Genomic DNA, 23,548 nt, shown 5'->3' on the forward strand with positions numbered 1-23,548 from the left:
CTGGGGGAGGTTCAGTTGGCCGTGCGCAACAACGGCATCGGCTGCACGTTGGGGAACTGATACTGGTCGGCAAACGAGATCACGTGGCCGTCGGCCGCGCGGCGATAGAAACCGCGGCGGCTGAGTTCCGAGGGATGGCTGTAGCCCGCAGCCGCAAGAAGATCAGCGAGTGAGGCCACCGTGCCGCGATGGAAATTCTCCACGCGCTTCGCCTTGTTCGGAACGTCGATGGCGCGCTGGCGCGAGAGATCCTGGGTGGCAACACCGGTAGGACACCGGCCGGTGTGGCAGGCCTGGGCCTGCACGCAGCCGAGCGAGAACATGAAGGCGCGGGCGGCATTGCACCAGTCGGCGCCGAGGGCCAGCGTTCGCGCCATGTCATATCCGGTCACGATCTTGCCCGCTGCACCGATCTTCACCTTGTCACGCAGGCCCGCCGCGGCGAGGCTCGAATGAATGAGCGACAGACCTTCCCGCAGCGGCATGCCGAGATTGTCGATGAATTCAGCAGGAGCAGCACCCGTACCGCCCTCCTTGCCGTCAACCACGATGAAGTCGGGAACAATGCCGGTATCTCGCATCGCCATGATCAGGTCGTTGATCTCCTCATGGCGGCCCGGGCAAAGCTTGAAGCCAATGGGCTTGCCATCCGACAAGTCCCGCAGCTTATCGATGAAGAACATCAGTTCGCGTGGTGTGGAGAAGGCCGGGTGGCGCGCCGGTGACACGCAGTCTTCGCCCATGCGGATGCCGCGGATCAAGGCAATCTCTTCGGTGATCTTCGCCGCCGGCAACACACCGCCATGGCCGGGCTTTGCACCCTGGTTGAGCTTGATCTCGATCATCTTCACTTCCTTGCGCCGCGCATTGCGCACGAAGGCATCCTCCGAGAAGGTGCCATCGAGATTGCGGCAGCCGAAATAGCCCGAGCCGATTTCCCAGATGAGATCGCCGCCGTGTTCGAGATGATAGGGGCTGATGGAGCCCTCGCCCGTGTCATGGGCAAAGCCGCCCGCCTTGGCGCCTGCGTTCAATGCACGGATGGCATTGGCCGAGAGGGCACCGAAGCTCATGGCCGAGATATTGAGGATGGATGCACTATAGGGCTGCTTGCACTTCGGGCCGCCGATGTCCACGCGGAGCGCTGTTTCCGGCACGGTTGTGGGCCAAAGCGAATGCAGCATCCACTCGTAGCCGTTCTCGTAGACGTCGCTCAGGGTGCCGAAGGGCTTCTTGTCCAGCTGGTTCTTGGCGCGCTGATACACCACCGCCCGCTGCTCGCGCGAGAAGGGCGCGCCGTCAAGATCCGACTCGAAGAAGTACTGGCGCATCTCCGGGCGGATTGCCTCGAAGATGAAGCGCAAGTGTCCGATCACGGGATAATTGCGGAGAATGGAGCGGCTGCGCTGGAGAAGGTCGGAGATGCCGACCCCGACCAACGCCGCACACACGGCGAGCGGCCAGAAGAAGACCGTGTCGTAGGTGGGCCAGAGCAGGAACGCCGCCGCCGATGCCACGAGCCCGATCACACAGAGCGTGAGTGGCAGGAAGCGGAGCTGAATGAAGTGCATTTGCCTCTCCCGCGGCGTGACCTTGGCAGTCAACCCGCTTGCGATGGACTCAGGGCACCTTCACTCACCAGTGGATTGTCACAGTTGGATGACGGGCACGATGGCGTGCCCGTCCGGTCCGGGTCTCAGGCGGCAGCAGCGGCAGCGCGGCGGACGAGCTGGTAGCCAAGGTAGCGCTGCATGTCGATCGGGTCGTAGCCCAGTTCGGCGCGCAGCTTCTTGCGCAGCTTGCTGATGTGGCTTTCGACCACGCATTCCTCGACGCGCTCGTCGAACATGCCGTAGACGGAGGCAAAAATCTGGGCGCGCGTGGAGCGGCGGCCGCGATTGACGGCAAGATGCTCGAGAATGCGCAGTTCACGGCGTGGAATCTGGAATTCACGGCCGTTTACTTCGGGGCTGCGGCCACCACCAAAGATGACCAGGCCATCGAAGGACCACAGCGCATCCTCCTCCACCGTGGTGCGGCGGCGGATGGCGGCGATGCGGGCAATCAGTTCACGTGCGTGCACGGGCTTGCGGACGACGTCGTCGGCGCCAGCTTCGAACAACCGAAGCGTGACGTCGAGAGCGGCCACATCATTGAGCGCGATTGTCGGCACATGCACGCGGCGCTTGAGGTTGCGGGTGATCTGGGGGCGGTCGGCGAAGTCGCCGAGAACGAAGGCATCGACAGCGTTCAGGTCGGGCTCACCCAGGGAATTGAACCAGGCAATGAACTCGGGCGGGCTGAAGGACGCGACCGAATAACCCTCGCGCCCGATGGAAGTCTTGTACGCATCTGATACGTCGGTCCGCTCGTCAACCAGCACAATCATTTGGCTCTCCTTGCCAATCGCAACCACGCGATTCGTGTTCTAACCATAGTTGTGTGGCTCTTAATGAGAGGTTAATGACCTTACTTTTCTCCTTTAATATCAGTGAGTTAATTAAACCACGTTGATACTGGTCAATGACATTCAACAATCTTCACTTGGTTATTGTAGTCAAGCATGTTCACTTCTCTCCCCTTGCTTCAAGGTTTGGGGAAGGGCTCTCCCTGCACTCGGAAGAGGGCAGCGTGAGGTCTCAGGCGGTGCGGGGTTGTGCGGTGCTCTTGACGTAGGAGAGGCCGTTCCGCTTGGCGACGTACATGTGCTTGTCAGCAGCGCCGACCAGTTCATCGACACGCACACCGTCTTCCGGGCAAACCGCGATGCCGATGCTGGCACTGATGAACAATTCGGTGTCGCTCACGGAGAACGGCTCCGACAGACTGCGCTCGAGACGTTCCGCCAGCATCTCCGCCTCGTGACGGCCGGAGCCGCAATTCATCAGGATGACGAATTCATCGCCACCATAGCGCGAGATATGATCGCTCTCGCGGATGGAGTGGGCAAGGCGGTGGGCCACGCTCTTCAGAAGCTCGTCGCCGATGGCGTGGCCATAGCGGTCATTCACCGGTTTGAAACCATTGAGATCAAGAAAGACGACGGCAAGCGATGCCTGCGGCTGCAGCCGCGCGATGCGGGACTCCAGTTCGCCCATGGCGCTGAAGCGGTTGGGCAGATTGGTGAGGACATCGTGATTGGCGAGGTAGCGCAGCGCATCCTGGCCTTTCCGCTGCTCGGTGATGTCGAGATAGGTGGTGACGAAGCCCCCGCCCTCCAGCGGCTGCCCACGGATTTCCAGAAGCGTGCCATTGGGCCGGCGGCGCTCGAAGACGTGTTCCTCCCGCTTGGCCACGAGCGCCATGCGGTGGTCCACGTGATCCTGCGGATCGCCCGCGCCATATTCGCCGCGGGTGGCGTTGTACCAGAAGATCTCCGAGATATGCGGCGGGTTCTCGCCGAAGAACCAGTCGGGATAATCCAGCATCTTGCGCTGGCGCTGGTTGCAGAAAGCGAGCTTCAGATCCTTGTCGAAGAGAAGAAGGCCGCCCGGAAAATTCTCCACCACGGCTTCCAGCATGGAGACCCGTTCAGTCAGGCGGCGGACATCGGTCACCGGAGATGGTGTTTCAGGCAGCCGTTTCACGTTTGTCATCATCTCTCCACCCCTCATCGTGTGTCCAGATCCACACCCCGCCACACACGCCAGAACACGGTCACAACATCAGCAGAACCACGGTCACAATCAGAATGCCGGACGTCATCAGGACCAGACGCGACATCATGCCGTTGGGCCGATCGTCCATGTCGGGCGTGAAGGGCTGCGGGTCATCCCGGTAAAGCGCCCGCGAGGAATACCCCAGGGACTCGATTGCCTTCGCCATGTCATGGGCCGTGGGCTTGAACGGCGTGGCAAGGCCGGCGATATCTTCCGCACCTGTTCCATGATGAGCCTGCTCGAAAATCGCGCGGATGATCGCCTCGGTTTCCCACTGGCGGCTGAAATGTTCGGTCTTCAGACCGTTCATCACCTCGGTGGACTTTGCCGACATGCGCCACGTGTGGGGCTGCGGCTCTTCCATCGGGTTCATGATCGCGTCGGGCGTCGCCAGCTTTGCCGCCATCAGTTCGCGCTGCTCCCGCAACAACAGGCGTTCGATGATGGCGTGCTTCTCGGCCGCGGTGGGCGCGTTCGAAAGTTCCTTCAGGATATCCGATATCTCAGAGGACTTCTCGTTGGCCGTCAGGCCCGGCTTCACATGATGCCGGAGAAGTGCACTCAGGATGTTGGGTGGGGTCACCTTCATCGCCACACACCCGCATCAGTCGGAGGTGACCCGGTTTCCGCGAATCTTGGAAGCCGGCACAAGGTTGAACTGCTCCAGGTCCACGGACTTCACTGCATCCGCCCCCAGTTTCTGGTTGGCAAGACGCGCGATTTCCGCCGACATGTCCTCGACGTGCTTTGCCTTGATCTCGGTGACGCCGCCTGCCGCGAAATCGAAGGCGGCTCGGAACGCTGCATCGCTCAGATAGGGCGTCAGCGCATCTCCGGCATTCTTGACCAGCGACTTGTCGATGCTGCTCGAAACCTTGAGAACGAGATAGCCGGTGACCTTGCCATCATGCACCACCGGAACGGCCGTCAACTCGGTCGAGACGCGCTCGATCACTGCAGCGGAATGCTGGTCTGCCTCGGTTGCAGGGGCCTGCTGCATGGTGAGCGCCATGACGGCGCCGCCCGCTGCCGACAGGGCTCCGATCAGTCCCACGATGGCAAGCTTCAGCATCTCCGCGCGCTAGCCCACGCTGCGCTGGGAGTAGGTTCCATCCGCATCCTCGGAGATCTCGGCTTCGGCCAGCAGCGAAGTGATCTCGGTCATCGCTTCCACGTGGGTGCGGAGCAGGAAGTGATTGCGGTCCACAAGCTTGCGCACGCCCTGGAACTGTTCGCGCACAGCCGGAAGCTCCGAAAGCGGCGGCAGCGTGCGCTGGCAGACGATCAGGTCCCGCAGGATCTGGTTCTTGCTGCGGACAAAGCGCTGGTGGTCATGCGGCTGGCCACTTTCCAGCAGCGCGTTCTCCTCCAACAGCACCTCACGCAGATTGGTGAGGATGTTGGCAATGGAATTCTGCTGCGATGATTGTGCCGGCATGTTCATGTGGTGTTTCCTGTCGGCAGGCCTTCACGTCTCAGGCTGCATAGGGGGTGATCTTGCTGCGGCCGAAGTAAGGCCACTGTTGGTCGCGCCGCAGCGGTTCCTGTTGCTGGGTGGCGCCGTTGCCATAGAACTGGTTGGCAAGGCCAAGCGGCTCTGTCTCGGCGGCGGCCTCGGCCAGCGCCTCGACCTGGAACTGGCGTGCAATGTTGCCGGATGTACCCTCTCCATAGAGAGTGGCGGAATCCTTCGGAATGATGTCGTCGACGACCGAGGCAAGAAGCGCGCCTTCGAGCTTCTTCGCCGCCTCGCGCTTCTGCGCCAGGGCCGGATCGGCAGGGCTAGCCGACGCATCGGCGACGGCAGACGGCATGCCACCGATGGAGACGAGCTTGGCCTCGGCCATCTGAACCTTTGCAGGGTCGGCCGCGGCCATCACCTGCGCGATCAGGTCATCGCCGAGGGCAGCCGGATCAGCGGCAGGCTTCGTCTTCTCGGTGCGGTTTCCCAGCGCCGTCATGATCTTTCCGAACAACCCTTCGTTGCTGCCGCCCAATTGGGCAAGCCGGGTCTGGGCCCGCATCGCCTTCGACGCATTTGCGGCCTGCATCACGCCCATGATCATGTCGGAGGACATCGGACTGCTCCCGTGTTCAATCAGCGCTTCACGCTAGCATCAGCCACTTGTGTGAATCTTGTTGGCGACGTCGTCCTGCGCCACCTCGGCAAGGCGCTCCTCCTCCGCGTGCTCCTCGGCATGATCAAGCCATTCCTGCACCTTGTCGGACCGCAGGGTTTCGAGCTTCACCTTCTCCTCGGTCTCGGAGATGCGGCGGGCGACATTCTCCTTGCGGGCCGCAAGGCCAGCCATCCGCTTGGTCAGGGACCGCGACAAAAGCCCAACGGCAAAGGACTGGTTCTGCAGCAGCGCCAGGCAGGATTCCTCCTCCGCATGGAGTTCGCCGAGCCTGATCTTGAGCGTGCCGAGCTGAGCCTCCGTCGCACGGGTCTTGAGGTCCTGCGCCTTGAGAAGGCGCTGCAGGCTGCGGATGTCTCTCGTCATTGCAGGGCCTGCTTGAGCCAGCTCGAATAGGCTTCGGCCGGCAGGTAGGCGAGATTGGGGAAAATCCATCCCAGCAGCAAGAACGAGAGCAGGATGGTGAGGCCGAGGGCCGCGAAATAAACCTGAAGCTGTGGCGTGAACTTGCCGCACAATCCAAGCGCAAGGTTGGTGACGACCACAAGCACGATGAAGGGGCTCGACATCTGCACGGCAATGATCGAGGTGTCGCGCACCAGCCGGATGGTGTTCTGGGCCAGCCAATCGCCCGCGGGTGCCCCCATCACGGGGATGGTTTCATAGCTCCGCGACAGCGCCTCGATGCTCATCATCGGCAGGTCGGTGGCAAAGACGATCGCCGTGGCGCCCAGCGAGAGCAGCGAACCCAATGGCGTGGTCGGATCATGCTCGTCGATGGGCTGGCCCGGAATGCCGGCCAGACCGATGACGGACGAAATGATGGAACCGGCGAAGCGGCTGGCATGGAGAAAGCAGAAGCCCCAGAAGCCGAAGGCGAGACCGACGATCACTTCGGTGATCAGGGCAGATTGATACCGCGCGCCGGGCGCGAAAGCGGGCTGCAACTGCTGCATCAGCATGGGGGTGAGCGCCACCGTGAGGAAAAGCGCAAAGAAGATGCGGATGGTGACGGGAAAACGTGCGTTCGAAAGGCCGGGCAGGAGAACCAGCGCCGCGCCGAAACGCGCGAAGACGAGGATGTAGACCCAGAGGAGCGTGAGCAGCGCCTCGCTCATGACAGCGAGCCGATGACTTCGATCTGGACCGCCTTGGCGATTTCCACGTGAGACAGGACCGGCAGATTGGGGAAGACGCGATCGATGATCATGCGGACATAGGGTCGCGCTTCCGGCGAGCAGGCAAGGCAGAAGCTGAGCCCCTGCTCCACATGCGGCTTGATCGAGCGCGAGGCGTCGCTGGCGAAGGCCTCAAGCTGCTTCGGTTCGATGTCGAACTCCACCACCTCGCCCTTGTTGTCACGCTTCAGCGCCTGCAGGAACGTGGCGTCCCAGCGGCTGCCGAGACGAACGACCCGGAGCTTGCCGTTGGTGCTGATGTCGCCGCAGATCTGCTGGGCGATGCGGATGCGCACATGCTCGGCGATCAATTCCGGCTTGCGGGTGTGGGGCACGATTTCGGCAATCGATTCCAGCACCAGATGCAGATTGCGGATGGAGACCCGCTCGGCCAGCAGCAGCTTGAGCACGGCCTGCAGCGACGAGAAGGAGAGCGATCCGGGGGTGATCTCCTCGAGCAGCTTGCGGTACTCGGGTTCGAGACCGTCCGTGAGGGCGCGCATGTCGCGATAGGACAGGAGCTGCGAGAGGTTGTTGCGAACGATTTCCGAGAGATGGGTGAGCATCACCGACACCGGATCGAAGGCGCTGTAGCCGGCGCTCTTCAGTTCCGACGCGAACATGTCCGGCACCCACATGGCTTCGAGACCGAAGGCCGGTTCACGGGCATCATCACCCGGCACGTCCGGCCTGCCCTTGCCTGCGGTGATGACCAACACCTCATGGGGCCGCAGCTCGTAGCTCGCCACTTCCGTGCCGTGGATCTTGATGCAATAGGATTTGGGCGCCAGCCGCACGTCGTCCGTGAGCTTGATCTCGGGAACGACGAAACCATAGAGCTGCGCGAACTTGCGCCTCATCTTGGCGACGCGATGGCCGAGCTCCGCCTGGTTGGCCATCATCATGCCCATGATCTGCTTGCCGAGGCACAGCTCGATCTCGGGCGTGCGCAACAGCGACTTCGCTGATTCCTTCTCGGTGGCCTTCTTGCCCTCCTCGGCCTGCGTCTTGCGGGCGAGCTCCGCCTTGCGTTCCTCATCGGCGCGGGTGCGGCGGATGATGAAGACGCCCGCCATGAGCGTGCTGCCCAGAATGGCGAAGGGAAAGAAAGGCAGACCGGGCATCAGCGACAGCGCCAGCAGCATGCCCGCCGCCATCATCAGCGCCTTGGGATAGCCGCCGAGCTGGGCGATGATGGCGCGGTCGGCGGTGCCGCGGTTGCCGCCCTTGGAGACGACAAGACCGGCGGCGAGCGAGACGATCAGCGCCGGAATCTGGGTGACAAGGCCGTCACCCACCGTGAGCTTGATGAAGGCGTCCGCGGCGGTCGAGAAGTCCATGCCGTGGCGCGTGACGCCGATGATGACGCCGCCGAAGGAGTTGACGAACGTGATGATGAGGCCGGCGATGGCGTCACCGCGCACGAATTTCGATGCACCGTCCATGCTGCCGTAGAAGGCGCTTTCCTGTTCCAGTTCGGCGCGGCGGCGGCGGGCCTCGGCCTCGTCGATCAGGCCGGACGAGAGGTCGGCGTCGATGGCCATCTGCTTGCCGGGAATGGCATCGAGGGTGAAGCGGGCGCCCACTTCGGCGATACGCGTGGCGCCTTTCGAGATGACGATGAAGTTGACGGTAAGCAGGATGATGAAGACAACGGCACCGATGACGAAGTCGCCGCCCATGACGAGATCGGCAAAGCCGCCCACCATGTTGCCTGCCGCCCGCGTGCCCTCGTGGCCGTGGGAGAGGATAAGGCGCGTGGTGGCGACGTTGAGGGCAAGGCGCAGCATCGTGGTGACGAGGAGCACCATCGGGAAAGCAGAGAAGTCCAGCGGCCGCTCGATCCACAGCGAGACCATGAGGATCAGGATGGCGAGCGACAGCGACATGGCGAGCCCCATGTCCAGCAGGATGCTGGGAATGGGAACGAAGAGGATCGCGAGAATGGCGATGACGCCAAGGGCGAAGCCGATATCGCCTGAACGCCGCGGGGCAACGCCAATCTGTTGGGTCGTGCTCAAATCAAATCACTCCTGGGCACACAGGAATCGCAAGCGGAGCTTGCCTGAGGTTGTTCAGAAGCCCGTGGCGATGCGGCCGTAAAGCTGCTCGGTCACCGCATTCAGCTGCGAGGCGATGAAGGACCCGGCCAGCATGGCGGCAAAGAAGACGACGAGCATCTTCGGCACGAAGGTGAGGGTTGCTTCCTGGACCTGGGTCAGCGCCTGGCCAAAGGCGATGACGATACCAACTGCCATCGCCGGCAGAACCAGCGGGCTTGAGGCTATGATGATCGTCCAGAGAACCGTTTGAATGATTTCGAGAGCGTCTATTTCGCTCATGATCCCGTAATGCGAATTCCCTCGGACACCGGTATCTTCGTTCCGTTGCTCAGAACGGCCTGTGATCCCGAGGAAGTCACTTCCACTGCTGCGACTATGCCTGACGCGCCACTCACCAAGGATTGTACGTTCTTGCCGATGAGCGCGGTTGCTTCGGCAACCGAAGTCCGCTGCAAGAGATCATTGAGCTTGTCGTTGAGCTTGATGCCCTGTTCGACATTGCTGAAGGAAGCAAGCTGGGCAAGGTTGGTCGCCTGGTCCACCGGGTTCAGCGGATCCTGGGACTTCAACTGCTGCAGCATCAATTTCAGAAAGGCGTCATAGTCGAGGCCGGTTTTCGTGGCATCGGACTTGGCGGTCACAACGCGGTTGCCGGTGACTGTGGGGTTCACGATCATGTCAGGCTGCCTTTGTCTGCGACTGCGCGGCAGTCTGCCCCGCCATCTTCGCCATCAATACTTCATCCATGTCGAAATTCTTGCGAAGCAGCTTCAGGGCTTCGAAGTATTCGGTCTCTTTCACCAGCTTCTTCACCTGGGCCAGCAATTCCTGGTAGGCTTGCAGGCTCACCGCGGCGCAGAGCTGCGCGTGGTGCGTGTCGAACAGCGTGCGGGTCAATTCGGCGCCTGCCGGATCGATGATCATGGTCTGCACGACGAAATAGAGGCGGCGCAGCGGCGTGGTCGCGTCTTCCACCTGCATCACGTGGCTGGCGAGCAGGAACTGCGCGTCATTGAGAAGCTCGATCGAACCGCGGCGGTCCAGCATGATCACGGCGCCGTTGATGAAGAGCTTCTCGTTCTTCTTGAGGTGGATGATCATTGGTTCTGCCCGAGACCCTTGCTGATGCATTCGGAAACTTCGATGATCGGCAGGAAGTCGGACTTCTTGCCCTGGCGCAGTTCTTCTGCGTAGCGAAGGATCCAGATGCCGATGGAAATGAGCTTGGCGCGGAGGTCGTCGGGAAGTTCGTTGTCACGCCGTGACAGGTCTTCCAGCAGCACGCCCCAGAGACGATTCAAAAAGAAAATGGCCTCCACGGCCTCGCGCGAATTCGCGCCGGCCTTGCGGGCCTTTTCCATCAGGCCGATCGAATGACGGAACGCTCTCTGCTCGTCCTGCCTGATGCGGTGCGAGGCTTCCTGTGCGACTTCTTCATAAAGTTGCTGATACATTTGCTATCCTGCGGCTATAGGTAATTCAGGAGAGAGAGCTTCGAAATACGTGCCGTCACGGAGTAGGACGCCTCAAGCTGCGTGGTGAGCGCATTGAGACGAGTCGCGGCGTCATAAGCCGAGACGCCTTCGGTCTTTGTTACAGAGGTTTCGAGCAAGGTCTTTTTCGATGTCATGCGGGTATTGGCTTGTTCGATAGCCTGCTCCGCGAACCCTACGCGGGCCTGAACATCGCCAAGTGCCTGAACAGACTGCGAAAGCGTCTTTGCAGCCGTATCGGCCACAACCTGGAATGTGCCTTGCCCGATGCTCGTGCCGCCAAGCTCGTAGGCCGCGACGGCGGCCTTCATCGCAAGACGGAAGGCATCTTCATTGGCGTTGGCGTCGGCATTGACGGTGGTCGTGCCGTCGATGCGGGCCTTCTGGTTCTCGGCCGACGAGGTCGACCAGTCGCTGGTCCACTGCGGGTCCTTGAACAGATCGTCGTAGCGGCCCTGCAGGAAGGTCTGCATCTGCGAGGGCGTGATCGTGGAGGCCAGCGGATCCGTCTTGGCAAAGCCGAACTCGGCCTGGAAGGCCGCATCGAAGGCGCCCTGGGCGGGGCCACCGACGTAGTCGGCCAGCGGCGCGCTGTCCGGCGTATTGCCCGAGAAAACGTACTGTCCGGAATAGGTGGTCGACAGGATCTGCATCATGCCGTTGATGGCATTCTCGCCAGCCGTGCGGGCGAGAGCGCCGCCATTGGCTGCGGAACGTGCGCCCACAATGGTGTTCATCAGATAGGAAGCCTGGTCCTTGACGGCTTCCACACCGGCCTGCGTGACCTTGGCCCGCTCAGCCGACATGTCGTTGCGCTTCAGTGTCGTCGTCAGACGTTCGATTTCGGAGCGCCAGTCAAGATTGCGTCCGACATTGGCGCCGAGAACGAGGCCGGCATCGGCATAGCGCCCGGTCGAGGTTTCCGTCTGGGCGTTCTGAAGGTCAACCTGAAGCTGGCGCGTGGAATTGCGCATGGCGCCGTTCAGGAGTGATGTCGTGGTGCGTTCGAGGAGCATGCTACCTCACAATCTCCATCAGGGTGCTCATCATCTGATCAACTGTGGACATGATCTTTGCTGATGCCTGATAGGACTTCTCCAGGTTGAGAAGCGTCGCCATTTCCTCGTCGATATTCACGCCCGATTTCTTGGCAAGCGCGTCTGTTGCACGTTGATATGAAGCCTCAACCGTATCCAGCTTGCGGTCGGCTTCAGACCGCTTCTGTTCGATCCAGCCCGCCGAGAGAGAAGCAAAGTTCTTCAGGTTGGCGTTCGGATCGAGTCCTGTTGCAGCGTCGAAGGACGCCGGCTTGTCGAGACCGGAAATGAGGGATGCGATGCGGCCCTGGAAGCCGCTTGCGCCCGTCGTGTTGTAGACATAGGCCGCGCCATTGGCGCCACCGTCACGGAGGAGCGAGGCATTGCCGCCCTGCGTGGTGTCGAAGGCCGCGTTGATTTTGATTTCGGATGCGAGACCCGGATAGACGGTGCCGGCAAGCGGAACCGCAGGCGAACCCGTATAGGAGAAGAGGCCCGTGGCGTCCGGAAGGCTGGCGCCGCTCTGGTCGCTTTCGGAAAACTGCGAAATGAGTCCGCGGGCCACCTCGTCCAGCTGCGACTGATAGGCAGTCGTGAGGTTGTCGCGGACATCAACCTGGGAAACGATGCGGCCCGAGCGGAGCGGCATCGGCGCACCCGCGCCCGTCACCTGCACGCCATCCACATAGACGGCATTTCCGGGAACTCCCGGCGTGAGCGAGGGCGTGGCACTGAAGGTGATGGACCGGGCCTTGACGTCAAACAACGTGACGCCGCTGTCGGTATAGATCGCAATGCCGTTATTGGGGCGCTGCACGGTGCGCACGCCCATCTCCTCGGAGAGACGCTTGATGGCGGCGTCACGCTTGTCGAGAAGTTCGGCGACGGTGCCGCTGTCGCTGCCCGCACTGGTGATCTGGCCGTTGATCTCTTCGATTTCCGAAAGGATCTTGTTGGCGTTATCGACCGATGCGGAGATGCCCGAATCCGACTGCTGGCGGAGACCGCTGACAATTCCGGAGGCATCGTTCAGCGACTGGGCCAGACGCCCTGCCACGGCCACGGCATTGTTGGCGGCCGTCAGGCTGCTGGGTGAGGCCTCGTAGTCACTCAGCGCCACCTGTAACTGGCCGATGCCCCAGGCAATGGACCCGTCGGCTTCCACGTCACCGATGGTTTCCGAGAGGGTCTGGAGCGCATCGCTCGTCACCTGCTGGCCGGACATGATGGATTTCGAGGCGCTGACAGCATCCGTCAGCTTCTGCTCGACAACCCGCGAGATGTTGGCCGCGCGCGCATTGCCCGCAAAGTCCGTGGTGAGCCCAAGGATCTTGCGGGTGTAGTCTTCGTCCGACGCACGCGTGATATTGCGTGAAACGACAGCCGTCTGGCTTTGGGAAACCACCAAGCCAGACAGTGCTTGCGTCAGTGCTGTACTCAGACCACTCATGATGCTTTATGCGCGCTCGTCGCCCTTATCGTTTGAGGTTCACAAGAACGTCCATCAATTCCGCACCGGTCTGGAAGACCTTCGAGTTCGCGGTGTAATTGCGCTGGGCGTCGATCATGTCGGTGAATTCGGAGGCGATGTCTGTCGTGGACTGCTCGAGAACACCTGATTTCAGATTTCCAAGACCCGCCTCGCCCGGAAAACCGATGCGGATGTCGCCTGACTTCGACGTGGGCGCAAAAGCGTTGCCGGAGATGGACGCGAGATTGTCCGGGCTGGTGACGGTCGCGATCGGAACCCGGAAGAGCGGGCGGCGCGTGCCGTTAGCGAAGGACACGAAGAGCGTACCGTCGTTGGAGATTTCGACAATCTCGGCGGCGCTCGCAGCGTTGCCGTCAACCTTCGCGGACAGAACGGAATAGCCCGTGGCCAGCTGCGACATGTTGGAGAGATCAAGATCGAGGGGCTGTCCGCCGGGGATGGCGATGCTGAGGGCGTTCACGCTCGAAGCGTCAAGCTGGCCGTTGTTCGGATCGAAATCGAGGGTCTGCGTGGTCAGGGCGCCGGAGGCATAGGGGAAGCCGCCACCAGTGGCTGCATCGGCCGAGTTGTAGACGCTCACTTCCCACTGGTTCGTGGCCGTCTTGGCGAAGTAGACATCGAGGGTCACTTCCTCGCCCAGGTTGCCATAGGTAACGAGCGACGATTTCGCCGTGTAGGTCGAGCCGGCCGCATTGGCGGAGGGAAGATTTGCTGCTGCCGTGATGGCGGCGGTCGAAGGAAGGTTGGCCGCGAAGGTGCCCGTGGTCGTCGGCTGGGCCACGAGAGCCACGTCGCTCACCGAAACCGGCACAAGACCGGTGTATCCGTTCACGACAACTGTCGGGTTTCCGCTCGTCAGCGGGTAACCAAGAAGCTGATAGCCGCCGGTGTTGACCAGCGTGCCGTTGCCATCGGGAATGAAGGAGCCGGCGCGGGTCATGAAGTTTTCGCCGCTGGCATTGCGCACCAGCATGAAGCCGTCGCCGTCAATGGCGAGATCGGTGACGGAACCCGTGGCCTGCAAGGTGCCCTGGTTGTCAACGATGCGGTGGATGTTGGTGTCTACGGCGCCGGAATTGAAGCTGGAAACGTTGTTATTGATGAAAATGCTGGAGAACTCGGTGCGAACGGCCTTGTAGCCGACGGTATTCGAGTTTGCGACGTTCTCGGCAACGGTCGAGATCCGGGTCGCCTGCGCGGCCATCCCCGAAGTACTCGTCCGCATAACACCATAAAGACTCATGGAACTGCTCCTTTGTGCAGCCCATTGTGTCATTCGTAGCTTGTGGCGATCTGTAGCGGCGGATCAGGCGGAGTGCCGCGAAAATGAATTCGTCATTAAGGGTTTTCTCCCGCTTAACGAACTCCGCAAAATTGTTTGGCATCCGGCGTCCATGCGCCGAGATCGCTGCGCACGAGATTGCTGATGACGGCGCAGATGTATCGCCTCTGCGCCACCTTGTTCTTGGCGCTCGCGTGATAGCGCGCAACCGCCATGGTCCAGCTGCCGTGCTCCTGCCGCAGTTCCTTCAGGAAGCGCGCCGCATAGGTCACGTTCTTGTCGGGGACCAGCATTTCGTCCGGGCCTGAAAAATTGGAACCGTGGAAATGGTGATTGACCTGCATGCAGCCCAGGTCGATCAGCTTCTTGCCCTGCTTGCGGGCATCGGCGAATTGCCGGAGCGCGTCCTGCTTGTTCTTCGGAAACACCGTCTTGCCTTCGATGTTGAGGGCATAGGGATGGAGGCGGCCCTTGTTGCCGCTTTCGGTGAGGCCGACGGCGTAGAGAACCGGCAGCGGCACCTGCTCATCCTGCGAGGCGCGCGCAAGCTGCTGCTCGCAGACCAGTGACTGCTGATCTGCCCGGGCAGCCGAAGTGGAGTTAAAGGAAAACGCCGCTGCGCACGCTGCGAGGAGCAGGCTCTTCCGCAAAACGCTGGAGATTGCCATTTCCGTCCTCCCTTCCGGCACCGGAATTTCCCTGTGAGCCAGATTGCATTCCGGAACGGCCGTAGGATGCACCACCAGATGAACCTGCCTGCGCATCCTGGCGCGACGGCTGCTGGTTCCCCTGCTGCATCAAATCTGATTGTGAACTTGCAGATGCTTCGCGAACGGGCCGCGAGGCGAGTGATACATCGATCATGTCGACAGTGAGCCCCTGCTCACCCAGGCTCTTGCGAAGATCATCCTGCGCCTGGCGCACGGAACCGGCGGCATCACCGCGCTCCATGATGATGCCCACTTCCAGCTTGTCACCACGGATCCTGAGCTTCACTTCAACATCGCCGAGATTTTCCGGCTGCAACTTGAAGCGGATGGTCGCCGCCTTTTCACCATTGTGGAGAGGCTGAGCCTGCAACGCCGGAACCGCCTGGCGGATGTTGTCGGCAATCTGTTGCGTTGGCGACCTGTCGGCAGCCTTCGCGGTGAAGAGATCAGCATCGGTCTGAACTGAAGTGGCCTGCACCGGAACATCGGGTTGGTCATCGGACCGGTCAGAGGTGCCCCGATCGGAGGACCGGCTGTCGGATTTGGCTTCCGCATGAAGCGCACCGCGGAACGGAACGATCGTGCCGGTGTTGCTTTCAGCTTCATTGGCCGATGCGTCAGTCTTGCCCTCATGGCCGCTGTGGCCCGTGGCCTTCGGCGCGATGATCTTGGGTTCGCCCTGGATGACAAATGAGTTCGACTTCAGGGCTTGGGTCTGTGCTTCAGCCTGCTCCGGCAGGTTCAACTCAAGAACCTTGACTGGTGCTGGAGCCGGGGCAGTGTCATCCGCCTCTGTCACGGCCGGCGGGGCAAGCTCATTGCGGAGCGCCTTTCCGAAGGCCTTGCCGGTTTCGGCAGTCTCGGCGGTGTCGGGCGCCTCGTCGTCATCCATCAGGAATTGCCGCGCCTTGTCAATGACTTGGAAGCTCGGCACGGCGGGAATCTCGGTCTCGTCGGCCGGCATGTCTCCCAGGGAAGCGGACGCCATCTTGGTGGCCACGGCGCCGATCAGTGTGCCGAAATAGGTCGTATCGACCATGCCTTCCCGGCGGCTTGCCTCGAGTTCACTGGGGGCGCGCTCCTCGCCGGGCTCAAGCGAAGACACGAGCTGCTCGGCATCCTCGATGTTCGAGCGAAGCATTGAAAGGAAACCGGATTTTGCCTGTTGCTCGTCCGGCATGGCGAGGTCGTGCTGGCGCTTCGCGGCATTGCCACGGGCCGCAATCCCCGGGAAGCCGATCACATTTCCAGACGTTTCGAGCTTCATTGCAGAGCCTCTTTCAGTAATTCTTCACTAGCCTGCAATTGTTGTGCGGCGCTGACCTCGGTCGCCGAGGTGTCTGCGTCCGGGAGTTCGGGGCCGGCGGACTGGCCGATCTGGGGGGCCTGGGTCTCGCCCAGCATGGCTTCCGCAAGCCGCAAGGCATCGGCCTTGAGTGCGGTGTCTTCGGGGGGAAGCCCCTGCTCCTCCAGGGACGTCAATCCGACCTTTGCGGCTTCGGGGTCTTCCACCACGTTGCAGGCGAGCCCATAGAGCCTCTGCCGCCGCACATCGGTTTCGTCACTGAGATACTGCACATAGTCCTGGCGGGTCACGTGCAGGCACAGGTCACGCAGGCCCCGCTTGACGGTCTGCTTGCCGAGTTCGAGCACGAGTGTGCGCGCCGTCTCATGGGGCAGGATGTGGAGCAGCCTGTCGAGGTCAGCCCGTGGCAGCGGCTTCTGCATCTCTTCGAACATCAGCAGGCCCTGGCCATAGTTCTGCAGGAACTCGCCGATGTAGAGCGAATTGGGGAAGCGCCGGATATAGCGGCGCGAGGAATGCACGAAGGCGCGCTGATCCTCGCTCTTCATCGCTAGTGCGACAAGGCGGCGATAGGCTGCTTCCTCGACGAGCGTTCCGGGCGCATATCCCGCGGCCCGCTTCAGCGCAACCGCCTGCCCGGCAAAATCCTTGGGATCGATCATCGCCGCCTGGGCCAGAGACAAGCGTGCCGCAAGACCCTGGGACAATGTGCTGAGATCCACATCCATCAACAGGGCCTTGGCCTTCTCGGTGTCTCCCGTCACGTAATCATGGGCGCCGCGCAGGATTTTCTTGATCGGGCTTACCGATGGCACCTCTTCGATCATGCCGGCGAGGCCGCGGGGATTGCCGCCCGAGAGCAGATAGATGCCGAGGGATTCAAGTTCTTCCTGATGGGCCGTCTTGGGATCGAACGTCTGCAACGCGATCTGGATCTTCGAAATGGCTTCCCGCTGCGAGGTCACAGGCCCAACTGCACCTGTTGCCGCTGCGGACTGGGCCTTCATCAGGTCGCGGACCTTGCTGTTGAAATCGCTGCGCGGCGGAATTTCATAAGTGACGGCGGGAAGTGCGGCTGCACCGGCTTCTCCGCCACCACCGTGCTCTCCGCCTGCTGCGCCATGCTCACCCGCTGCTGCGGCTTGCTCCCCCTCCGCTGGTGCGGCCGCATGATCGCCTTCGGCAGCAGGCGCGTGCCCGCCCTCAGCCGGCTTCGCTTCGGTTGTCTGTTCGCCATGGGCAGGTGGGGTTTCGTCCACTGACCCGCGCAAGCCCAGGGACTCGCCAAAGGGCAAGGACACATAGCCCATGTACACCGCACCGCCTGCACCGCCGCCAAGGACCAGAAGGGCACCTGCCACGCCCAGCAGTACCTTTCGCGAGATGGCGATGCGGAACTTCATCGCGTCAACAGGAATTCAACACGCCGGTTTGCATCAAGCATGGTGTCGCCAGGAACGACGGGCGAAGAGGAGCCGTAGCCTTCAATGCGCTTGATGCGCGCTTCGGCAAGGCCGCCGCGGATCAGCATGTAGCTCGCCATATGGGCACGATCCGTCGAAAGCTGCCAGTTGTCGTACTTGCGATTGCGGAACTGGCGTCCGTCGGTGTGGCCGCGGATCACGACGTTGCCGTCGGTCTTCGACAGCAGTCCGCCGATGTCGCCGATGATCTTGATCAGGGCGGGGTTCGGCTGGGCCGAGCCCACCGAGAACATGCTGCGGCCCGATCCGTCTTCCAGAATGATGAGCAACCCCTCGTCGGTCACCTTCACGTGGGCATTGAGATCGATCTCGCCCTTGTACTTGGCGATTTCCTGTTCGATCTGCTGACGGAACTCCTGCGCCAGCTGCATGTCTTCCGGCGAATGGCTTTTGCTCTCGCCGGGCTTGGGCTCAACCGCATCGGGTCCCTTTTCGAGGGTCGCCGGCTTTTCGGCCGTGCCGCCGACAGCTGATTTCTGAGCCGGGCCTGCGCCCTCCTGCGTGGCGTTCAGGCCCTTGTCGGGCTGCTCCGTCATGCCACCTACCGCAGACTTCTCGGCCGGGCCGGTGCCGTCCTTGGTGCCGGGCGTGCCATTCAGCGGCTGCTCGGTCTGGGCGCTCTTCGCTTCGCCCTTGCCCACGAGATCGCCCGATTGTTCCTTGGCGGTGCCCGGATTGGCCATGTCGCCGGGCGAACCATCCTGCTGGGTCGTCACCTGAAGTTCCTGCAGGTGTTCGAATGAACGGGGATTGAAAGGATCGCCCTGAACGGAATTGTCCTCTGGCGCTGCACCGGACTTCGCAGCCTGGTCAGACTGCTTCACGAGTTCATCCAGCATGGCGTAAGGGTTCATCAGCAGCTTGTCTTCGCTCACAGCGAGTTCAACGGGCTTGCCCTCGGTTTTTTCCGCCGAAGCGCCACCGCCCGCCTTTCCGGCTTCGGCGTAGGACTTGTGGGTCTGGGAATCGACCTGTTCCTTCAACCCGCGCGTGGCGGGGGAAGCATCCGTCATCTTGATCGGGTTGAAATAGCTAGCGACACGCGCCTTGGTCACCTCGTTCGCGGAGTTGATCAGCCACATCACGAGGAAGAAGGCCATCATGGCGGTCACGAAGTCGGCGTAGGCAATCTTCCACGCACCGCCATGATGACCATCACCACCATCTCCGCCGCCACGCCGGATGATCAGGATCTCCTGGGTGCCTTCCTTGTTCATCATTGCTGCAGTACTCCGTTCAACTCTTCGACAACTGACCCGATCTTGGTTTCAATGTGGGTGTCCCCACTGGCGACCGAAATCTCTTCCTCGGCCGACTCCTTTGCCTCAAGCTTGAGGCCGCGCTTCAGGAGCTCCTCCTGCAGTGCGGCGTGCAGTCGCGCGGGCACGGAAATGATCGAATTTTCGAAAACACTGCGGGTTGCCGCGCGCTCCATGACATCGCAGAAGTCGTCGATGGCCTTCTTCTCGATCACGTCCTTGAGAAGCGGCTCGACGGCGCCCGCAACGGCATTAACGAGGTTGGAGCGCATCCGGTCGGTCTGCTCGGAAATGCTCGTTTCGACGAGTTCGCCCTGGCGCTTCACCCATTGGCGAAGCGTTGCCCGTTGCAGTTTCTGAAGAGCGGCCAGCTCGTAGAGCGTCAACGTCTTCATCAGTGTATCGCTGATGGCGCCAATCTCGGCTTCTATCTCCTGAGCGGCATCCTGCTGCTCCACCGAGGTTGACTGCTGAAGCTTTGCCGCATCTTCGCGGTCAACCGACCACGCAGACCAGCTTTTCATGCGGCCTCCTTGACCGGCTTCTCAAGCCACTGCTTCAGCACCTGGGCGGCGCGGTCCATATCGATGCCGACGATCCGGTTCAGCTTGTCGATGGGAACGGCGGTCTCTGGATCGGATGATGCAAGTCCGCCGCCCATATCGAAGTTGTCGGGCAACGCGATGGCCGGATTGTCAGGCGAAATGCCCGGCAATGCGGTAGCACCACCCATGTCGGGCGCGCTCGCCTGGTTCTCGAGCAGCATCTTCATGGTCGGGCGCAGGCCCAGCACGATCACGAGAACGATGGCCAGCAACAGCGCGCCAGCATTGATGATCGTGCCGAGGTTGCCCATGAGCTGATCCATGATGCCGGGGCCCGAAGCGACGTCGGCAGCGGCAGGTTCTTCGACGAAATCCATCATGGCGACGCGCAAGGTATCCTTGCGCGCGTCATCCACGCCGGAGGCCGAGCGCACGAGCGCTTCGATCTCGGCGAGCCGGTCCTTCAGCTTGGCTTCGTCGGGTGCAGATCCATCGGCCGGCAGGAAGGCCTTGCGGTTGATCACCACGGCGACGGCAAGCTTGTCGATGCGATAGCCGTTCGAGACGGTTTCCGTCTGCTTGCTGCCCACTTCGTAGTTGACCAGTTCTTCCTTGTTTTCCTTCTTTTTCGACGAAGTGTCGCCATTGCCGCCTGCCCCCACTTCCTGGGGAATGTTCTGGTCGGCCGAGACCTGCTTGTCGCCGGAGCCACCCGAGGACTGGTCGGAGGATTTCACGCTGCGGGTCGAGCGTTCGACCTTGGATTCAGGATCGTAGTTCGTTTCGGTGATCTGGCGCTTGTCGAGGTCGAGCTTGGCCGCGACGCTGACGCGTACATTGTTGAGGCCTGCAAGCGGTGCGATGGTGCGCTCGATGCGCTCCTGGGTTTCACGGGCGACCTTTTCCTCGAGGTCGAGCATGTGGGTCGGAACGGCATCGTCCTGGCCACCGGGCGTGCTGAGCAACTGACCATCTGTGGTCGACACCGTGACCTGGTCGACAGTGAGGCCGGGAATGGCGGAGGCAACGATCTGGCGGATGGCGGCGGCGGTCGCTTCGGTGGGCGTGCCCGCCGTGCGGATGACCACGGAGGCCGAGGGCTTCTCATCGCGGTTGCGGAAGGTGCCTTCCGACTTGAGGGCAAGGTGGACACGGGCCGATTTCACGCCCTCGAGCTGCTGGATGGTGCGCACCAGCTCGCCTTCGAGCGCACGCACGCGGGTCACCTGCTGCATGAAGGAGGTGAGGCCGAGCGAGCCCATCTGGTCGAAGAGTTCGTAGCCCGCCTTGTCGCTCTTGGGCAGGCCCTTGCTGGCAAGGATCATGCGGGCCTGAGCCGTCTTGCCATGTTCGACAAGAACCGCATTGCCCGCTTCGTTGACGTCAAAGCTGATTCCGACTTCCGAGAGAACCGAGCCGATGCGGTTCACGTCTTCGGCGTCGAGATTGGAATAGAGCACTTCGCGCACCGGCTTGTTGAGCATGGCGAAGCTGATGAAGATCATCCCGCCCAAGGTGGCCGCGAGAAGCAACATCGCGAGCGCTCTCCCGCGTGAAAGCCTTCCGAAGGACGAGAGCAACTGCGAAACCTGAGACATGACTGGAGCGCTACCAAATAATCACGATAACCTGCCCGCCGTGGGGCTAAACGCGATGGCTCACGCCAAGGCCGTTACTTGAACAGCGACAGGATCGTCTGGCTGTTCTGGTTGGCAATGCTGAGGGCCTGAACGCCCAGCTGCTGCTGCACCTGAAGGGCCTGGAGCTTGGTCGACTCTTCCGTCATGTCGGCATCAACCAGTGTACCGACGCCGCGCTGCACGGCTTCCATGAGCGTCTTCACGAAGGACGTCTGGTTGTCGATGCTGTTCTTGAGGGCGCCGAGGTTGGCTGCGGCCGTCGTCATCGAGCCGAGGGCGTTGTCGACCCAGGTGATCATCTGCTCGAGGTCGGCGGTGTCGTTCGCCGAATCAGTGAGGGTCGAGATGTCGAGGGTTGCGACCGAATAGGTCACGCCGCCGTTGGTGGTGGTGTCCTCGAGGTCGAGGATGCCGGACTGGTCGTTGTCATCGTAGAGCTTGGCGGCGTCACCGTTGAAATTGATGGTCTGGATGGTGATGCCGGACGGGCCGCGGGCGAAGGACGAAACGATCGACTTGGCAGGATTGTAGCTGGCCAGCGAAGAGTCGACCGCGAGCCAATTCTCGCCCGAGAAGGAAGCGGAGTCGGCGATCGAGCGGAGCTGGCTCTGGCGGGCGGTGATTTCCGCCTGGATCTTGACCTTGTCGACGCCGGACTGGCGAGCCGCGACGAGCTTGTCTTTGATTGCCTTGGTTGATTCGATGGCGGTGTTGATGGCGGTGTAGGTCACGTCCACCGTGGCCGAACCGAGGCCGAGGGCGTCCTGAACCGTCGAGAGGGACGAATTGTCCGATTTCATGGTGGTCGCGATCGACCAGTAGGCTGCGTTGTCGGAGGCCGAGGCAACCCTCAAACCCGTGGAAATGCGCTGCTGTACATCTTCAAGACGACCATTCGTCACGTTCAGACTTTGCAGCGCCGTCATGGCAGCACGATTTGTGTTGATGCTCGTCATCTAAATGTCCCCAGGACTTGGTATTTGTTGCCAAGGACATGCCGGACCGGAACCGGAATGACGAACGGGCCTCATGCCTGATGGATTTCTCCATCTTCGTCATGAAGCCAGATAACAGCGATAAGGTTAATGCCAAGTTAAGGCATTGTATTCCATAGGCACGAATGCCGCCGGATCATGTCTGGGGAGCAGTTTGATCCGGCGGCCTGGGTGCACCGCGTTAGCGGAACAGAGACAGGATCGACTGCGAGCTCTGGTTCGCAATGCTCAGAGCCTGCGTGCCGAGCTGCTGCTGGACCTGGAGGGCCTGCAGCTTGGTCGATTCTTCGGTCATGTCGGCGTCAACCAGGGCGCTGATGCCGCGGCCGATGGCGTCCGACAGAGACGAAACGAAGTCCTTCTGCATGCTGATGCGCTGCTTGGACGCGCCGAGCGTGGCGGCAGACGTCGTCATGCTGGAAATCGAGTCGTCAACCGTGCCGATCATTTCTTCGAGGTCGGCGAGGTCGTTGGTGCCGTCGGTCAGAGCCGAGATGTCGAGGGTCGAGACCGAGTAGGTTACGCCGCCGTTGGTGGTCGTCGATTCGGTGTCGAGAATGCCCGACTGGTCGTTCGAGTCGAACAGCTTGACCGTGGAGGTGTCCACGCTGATCGTGCCGATCGAAACCGCACCGGCCGCATCACGCGAGAAGGAGGCGACGATCGTCTTGGAGGCATTGTAGCCGGCGGCACCGGAGTCAACTGAGAGCCAGTTCTGGCCGGAGAACACGGCCGAGTCACCGATCGAGGTGAGCTGGTTCTGCAGTTCGGTGATTTCCGACTGGATCTTGGTGCGGTCAACGCCAGGCTGGCGGGCGGCAACAAGCTTGTTCTTGATTTCCTTGGTCACGTCGATGGCCGCGTTCGTGGCGGTGTAGGCCACGTCGATCGTGGCGGCGCCGAGGCCGAGGGCGTCCTTCACGGTGCCGAGAGCGGACTGGTCCGAACGCATCGTGGTGGCGATCGACCAGTAACCGGCGTTGTCTTCGGCGCTGGCGACCTTCAGGCCGGTCGAAATGCGGCTCTGGGTCTTGTCGAGGGCCGCGTTCGTCGCGTTCAAGCTGCGAAGGGCGGTCATTGCAGACGTGTTCGTATTGATGCTAGCCATGGCTAAGCTCCTGTTTGATTGACGTTTCTGAGGAGTACATGCCGGGCATTGCCGGGATTGGCGGACCGTTCATCCGTGGCGCTTCTCGAGCGCCCCGCCATGGGAACAACCTATCGGACAGAAATTAACAGCACCCTAATCGCAGAGGTGGTGTTGGCC

Annotated in this window: 25 protein-coding genes; all 25 read right to left on the minus strand. The window is 61.6% G+C overall.

Annotated elements, in window-relative coordinates:
• Positions 1–11: 11 nt before the first annotated feature.
• Entirely contained in the window at positions 12–1,571 is a 1,560-nt protein-coding gene (locus QM801_RS12625; protein WP_415019566.1) for an FMN-binding glutamate synthase family protein, read from the minus strand.
• Positions 1,572–1,696: 125 nt separating this feature from the next.
• Positions 1,697–2,389 carry a response regulator transcription factor gene (locus QM801_RS12630; protein WP_415019567.1) on the minus strand — a complete coding sequence of 231 codons (693 nt, stop codon included), beginning with the start codon at positions 2,387–2,389 and terminating at the stop codon, positions 1,697–1,699.
• A gap of 250 nt (positions 2,390–2,639) precedes the next feature.
• Positions 2,640–3,599, minus strand: a complete 960-nt coding sequence (locus tag QM801_RS12635) for a diguanylate cyclase domain-containing protein (RefSeq protein ID WP_415019568.1) — start codon at positions 3,597–3,599, stop codon at positions 2,640–2,642.
• Between the two features lie 58 nt (positions 3,600–3,657).
• Positions 3,658–4,248, minus strand: a complete 591-nt coding sequence (locus QM801_RS12640; RefSeq protein ID WP_415019569.1) for a hypothetical protein — start codon at positions 4,246–4,248, stop codon at positions 3,658–3,660.
• Between the two features lie 15 nt (positions 4,249–4,263).
• A complete protein-coding gene (locus QM801_RS12645; protein ID WP_415019570.1) occupies positions 4,264–4,731 on the minus strand; it encodes a hypothetical protein in 468 nt (155 codons plus the stop codon).
• 9 nt (positions 4,732–4,740) lie between these two features.
• Positions 4,741–5,103 carry a hypothetical protein gene (locus QM801_RS12650; RefSeq protein ID WP_415019571.1) on the minus strand — a complete coding sequence of 121 codons (363 nt, stop codon included), beginning with the start codon at positions 5,101–5,103 and terminating at the stop codon, positions 4,741–4,743.
• A 31-nt stretch (positions 5,104–5,134) separates the two neighbouring features.
• Positions 5,135–5,737, minus strand: coding sequence for a hypothetical protein (locus QM801_RS12655; RefSeq protein ID WP_415019572.1), 603 nt, complete (start codon positions 5,735–5,737; stop codon positions 5,135–5,137).
• A gap of 39 nt (positions 5,738–5,776) precedes the next feature.
• Positions 5,777–6,163 (minus strand): hypothetical protein, encoded by a 387-nt coding sequence (locus QM801_RS12660; protein ID WP_415019573.1) that lies wholly within the window; start codon positions 6,161–6,163, stop codon positions 5,777–5,779.
• A complete protein-coding gene (locus QM801_RS12665) occupies positions 6,160–6,915 on the minus strand; it encodes a flagellar biosynthetic protein FliR (protein ID WP_415019574.1) in 756 nt (251 codons plus the stop codon). The genes QM801_RS12660 and QM801_RS12665 overlap by 4 nt, the downstream gene beginning before the upstream one ends.
• Positions 6,912–8,996 carry a flagellar biosynthesis protein FlhA gene (gene flhA, locus QM801_RS12670; RefSeq protein ID WP_415019575.1) on the minus strand — a complete coding sequence of 695 codons (2,085 nt, stop codon included), beginning with the start codon at positions 8,994–8,996 and terminating at the stop codon, positions 6,912–6,914. Before flhA ends, QM801_RS12665 begins: the two co-directional genes overlap by 4 nt.
• Positions 8,997–9,050: 54 nt before the next feature.
• Positions 9,051–9,317 carry a flagellar biosynthetic protein FliQ gene (locus QM801_RS12675; RefSeq protein ID WP_415019576.1) on the minus strand — a complete coding sequence of 89 codons (267 nt, stop codon included), beginning with the start codon at positions 9,315–9,317 and terminating at the stop codon, positions 9,051–9,053.
• The gene (locus QM801_RS12680) at positions 9,314–9,715 is read right to left on the minus strand and encodes a flagellar hook capping FlgD N-terminal domain-containing protein (protein ID WP_415019577.1); all 402 of its coding nucleotides are present in this window, start codon (positions 9,713–9,715) and stop codon (positions 9,314–9,316) included. Before QM801_RS12680 ends, QM801_RS12675 begins: the two co-directional genes overlap by 4 nt.
• Before the next feature lies 1 nt (position 9,716).
• Positions 9,717–10,139: a flagellar biosynthesis repressor FlbT gene (flbT, locus tag QM801_RS12685; RefSeq protein WP_415019578.1), complete on the minus strand. Its 423-nt coding sequence runs from the start codon at positions 10,137–10,139 to the stop codon at positions 9,717–9,719.
• A complete protein-coding gene (gene flaF / locus QM801_RS12690; RefSeq protein ID WP_415019579.1) occupies positions 10,136–10,492 on the minus strand; it encodes a flagellar biosynthesis regulator FlaF in 357 nt (118 codons plus the stop codon). Before flaF ends, flbT begins: the two co-directional genes overlap by 4 nt.
• 14 nt (positions 10,493–10,506) lie before the next feature.
• Positions 10,507–11,547 (minus strand): flagellar hook-associated family protein, encoded by a 1,041-nt coding sequence (locus QM801_RS12695; protein ID WP_415019580.1) that lies wholly within the window; start codon positions 11,545–11,547, stop codon positions 10,507–10,509.
• 1 nt (position 11,548) lies between these two features.
• Complete coding sequence (flgK, locus tag QM801_RS12700) at positions 11,549–13,018, minus strand: flagellar hook-associated protein FlgK (RefSeq protein WP_415019581.1); 1,470 nt, start codon at positions 13,016–13,018, stop codon at positions 11,549–11,551.
• A gap of 25 nt (positions 13,019–13,043) precedes the next feature.
• Positions 13,044–14,336, minus strand: a complete 1,293-nt coding sequence (locus tag QM801_RS12705; RefSeq protein WP_415019582.1) for a flagellar hook protein FlgE — start codon at positions 14,334–14,336, stop codon at positions 13,044–13,046.
• Positions 14,337–14,416: 80 nt separating this feature from the next.
• Positions 14,417–15,010 (minus strand): transglycosylase SLT domain-containing protein, encoded by a 594-nt coding sequence (locus QM801_RS12710; RefSeq protein ID WP_415019583.1) that lies wholly within the window; start codon positions 15,008–15,010, stop codon positions 14,417–14,419.
• On the minus strand, positions 14,943–16,319 hold the full coding sequence (locus QM801_RS12715; protein WP_415019584.1) for a flagellar hook-length control protein FliK: 1,377 nt from the start codon (positions 16,317–16,319) through the stop codon (positions 14,943–14,945). The genes QM801_RS12710 and QM801_RS12715 overlap by 68 nt, the downstream gene beginning before the upstream one ends.
• Positions 16,316–17,761, minus strand: a complete 1,446-nt coding sequence (locus QM801_RS12720) for a hypothetical protein (RefSeq protein ID WP_415019585.1) — start codon at positions 17,759–17,761, stop codon at positions 16,316–16,318. Before QM801_RS12720 ends, QM801_RS12715 begins: the two co-directional genes overlap by 4 nt.
• Complete coding sequence (locus QM801_RS12725; protein WP_415019586.1) at positions 17,758–19,062, minus strand: MotB family protein; 1,305 nt, start codon at positions 19,060–19,062, stop codon at positions 17,758–17,760. The genes QM801_RS12720 and QM801_RS12725 overlap by 4 nt, the downstream gene beginning before the upstream one ends.
• Positions 19,059–19,625, minus strand: a complete 567-nt coding sequence (locus tag QM801_RS12730; protein WP_415019587.1) for a hypothetical protein — start codon at positions 19,623–19,625, stop codon at positions 19,059–19,061. The genes QM801_RS12725 and QM801_RS12730 overlap by 4 nt, the downstream gene beginning before the upstream one ends.
• Positions 19,622–21,181, minus strand: a complete 1,560-nt coding sequence (gene fliF / locus QM801_RS12735; protein ID WP_415019588.1) for a flagellar basal-body MS-ring/collar protein FliF — start codon at positions 21,179–21,181, stop codon at positions 19,622–19,624. The genes QM801_RS12730 and fliF overlap by 4 nt, the downstream gene beginning before the upstream one ends.
• 137 nt (positions 21,182–21,318) lie before the next feature.
• Positions 21,319–22,242, minus strand: coding sequence for a flagellin (locus QM801_RS12740; RefSeq protein ID WP_415019589.1), 924 nt, complete (start codon positions 22,240–22,242; stop codon positions 21,319–21,321).
• A gap of 220 nt (positions 22,243–22,462) precedes the next feature.
• Positions 22,463–23,389: a flagellin gene (locus QM801_RS12745; protein WP_415019590.1), complete on the minus strand. Its 927-nt coding sequence runs from the start codon at positions 23,387–23,389 to the stop codon at positions 22,463–22,465.
• Positions 23,390–23,548: the final 159 nt, after the last annotated feature.

Origin of the sequence: Aestuariivirga sp., assembly GCF_047600585.1 — a bacterium.
In the GTDB taxonomy this organism is placed as follows: Bacteria; Pseudomonadota; Alphaproteobacteria; order Rhizobiales; family Aestuariivirgaceae; genus Aestuariivirga.

Excerpts from the sequence above, each read along its gene's own strand:
- QM801_RS12625 (WP_415019566.1), bottom strand. The coding sequence starts at position 1,571 with ATGCACTTCATTCAGCTCCGCTTCCTGCCACTCACGCTCTGTGTGATC.
- QM801_RS12630 (WP_415019567.1), bottom strand. The coding sequence starts at position 2,389 with ATGATTGTGCTGGTTGACGAGCGGACCGACGTATCAGATGCGTACAAG.
- QM801_RS12635 (WP_415019568.1), bottom strand. The coding sequence starts at position 3,599 with ATGATGACAAACGTGAAACGGCTGCCTGAAACACCATCTCCGGTGACC.
- QM801_RS12640 (WP_415019569.1), bottom strand. The coding sequence starts at position 4,248 with ATGAAGGTGACCCCACCCAACATCCTGAGTGCACTTCTCCGGCATCAT.
- QM801_RS12645 (WP_415019570.1), bottom strand. The coding sequence starts at position 4,731 with ATGCTGAAGCTTGCCATCGTGGGACTGATCGGAGCCCTGTCGGCAGCG.
- QM801_RS12650 (WP_415019571.1), bottom strand. The coding sequence starts at position 5,103 with ATGAACATGCCGGCACAATCATCGCAGCAGAATTCCATTGCCAACATC.
- QM801_RS12655 (WP_415019572.1), bottom strand. The coding sequence starts at position 5,737 with ATGTCCTCCGACATGATCATGGGCGTGATGCAGGCCGCAAATGCGTCG.
- QM801_RS12660 (WP_415019573.1), bottom strand. The coding sequence starts at position 6,163 with ATGACGAGAGACATCCGCAGCCTGCAGCGCCTTCTCAAGGCGCAGGAC.
- QM801_RS12665 (WP_415019574.1), bottom strand. The coding sequence starts at position 6,915 with ATGAGCGAGGCGCTGCTCACGCTCCTCTGGGTCTACATCCTCGTCTTC.
- QM801_RS12675 (WP_415019576.1), bottom strand. The coding sequence starts at position 9,317 with ATGAGCGAAATAGACGCTCTCGAAATCATTCAAACGGTTCTCTGGACG.
- QM801_RS12680 (WP_415019577.1), bottom strand. The coding sequence starts at position 9,715 with ATGATCGTGAACCCCACAGTCACCGGCAACCGCGTTGTGACCGCCAAG.
- flbT (WP_415019578.1), bottom strand. The coding sequence starts at position 10,139 with ATGATCATCCACCTCAAGAAGAACGAGAAGCTCTTCATCAACGGCGCC.
- flaF (WP_415019579.1), bottom strand. The coding sequence starts at position 10,492 with ATGTATCAGCAACTTTATGAAGAAGTCGCACAGGAAGCCTCGCACCGC.
- QM801_RS12695 (WP_415019580.1), bottom strand. The coding sequence starts at position 11,547 with ATGCTCCTCGAACGCACCACGACATCACTCCTGAACGGCGCCATGCGC.
- flgK (WP_415019581.1), bottom strand. The coding sequence starts at position 13,018 with ATGAGTGGTCTGAGTACAGCACTGACGCAAGCACTGTCTGGCTTGGTG.
- QM801_RS12705 (WP_415019582.1), bottom strand. The coding sequence starts at position 14,336 with ATGACACAATGGGCTGCACAAAGGAGCAGTTCCATGAGTCTTTATGGT.
- QM801_RS12710 (WP_415019583.1), bottom strand. The coding sequence starts at position 15,010 with ATGGCAATCTCCAGCGTTTTGCGGAAGAGCCTGCTCCTCGCAGCGTGC.
- QM801_RS12715 (WP_415019584.1), bottom strand. The coding sequence starts at position 16,319 with ATGAAGCTCGAAACGTCTGGAAATGTGATCGGCTTCCCGGGGATTGCG.
- QM801_RS12720 (WP_415019585.1), bottom strand. The coding sequence starts at position 17,761 with ATGAAGTTCCGCATCGCCATCTCGCGAAAGGTACTGCTGGGCGTGGCA.
- QM801_RS12725 (WP_415019586.1), bottom strand. The coding sequence starts at position 19,062 with ATGATGAACAAGGAAGGCACCCAGGAGATCCTGATCATCCGGCGTGGC.
- QM801_RS12730 (WP_415019587.1), bottom strand. The coding sequence starts at position 19,625 with ATGAAAAGCTGGTCTGCGTGGTCGGTTGACCGCGAAGATGCGGCAAAG.
- fliF (WP_415019588.1), bottom strand. The coding sequence starts at position 21,181 with ATGTTGCTTCTCGCGGCCACCTTGGGCGGGATGATCTTCATCAGCTTC.
- QM801_RS12740 (WP_415019589.1), bottom strand. The coding sequence starts at position 22,242 with ATGACGAGCATCAACACAAATCGTGCTGCCATGACGGCGCTGCAAAGT.
- QM801_RS12745 (WP_415019590.1), bottom strand. The coding sequence starts at position 23,389 with ATGGCTAGCATCAATACGAACACGTCTGCAATGACCGCCCTTCGCAGC.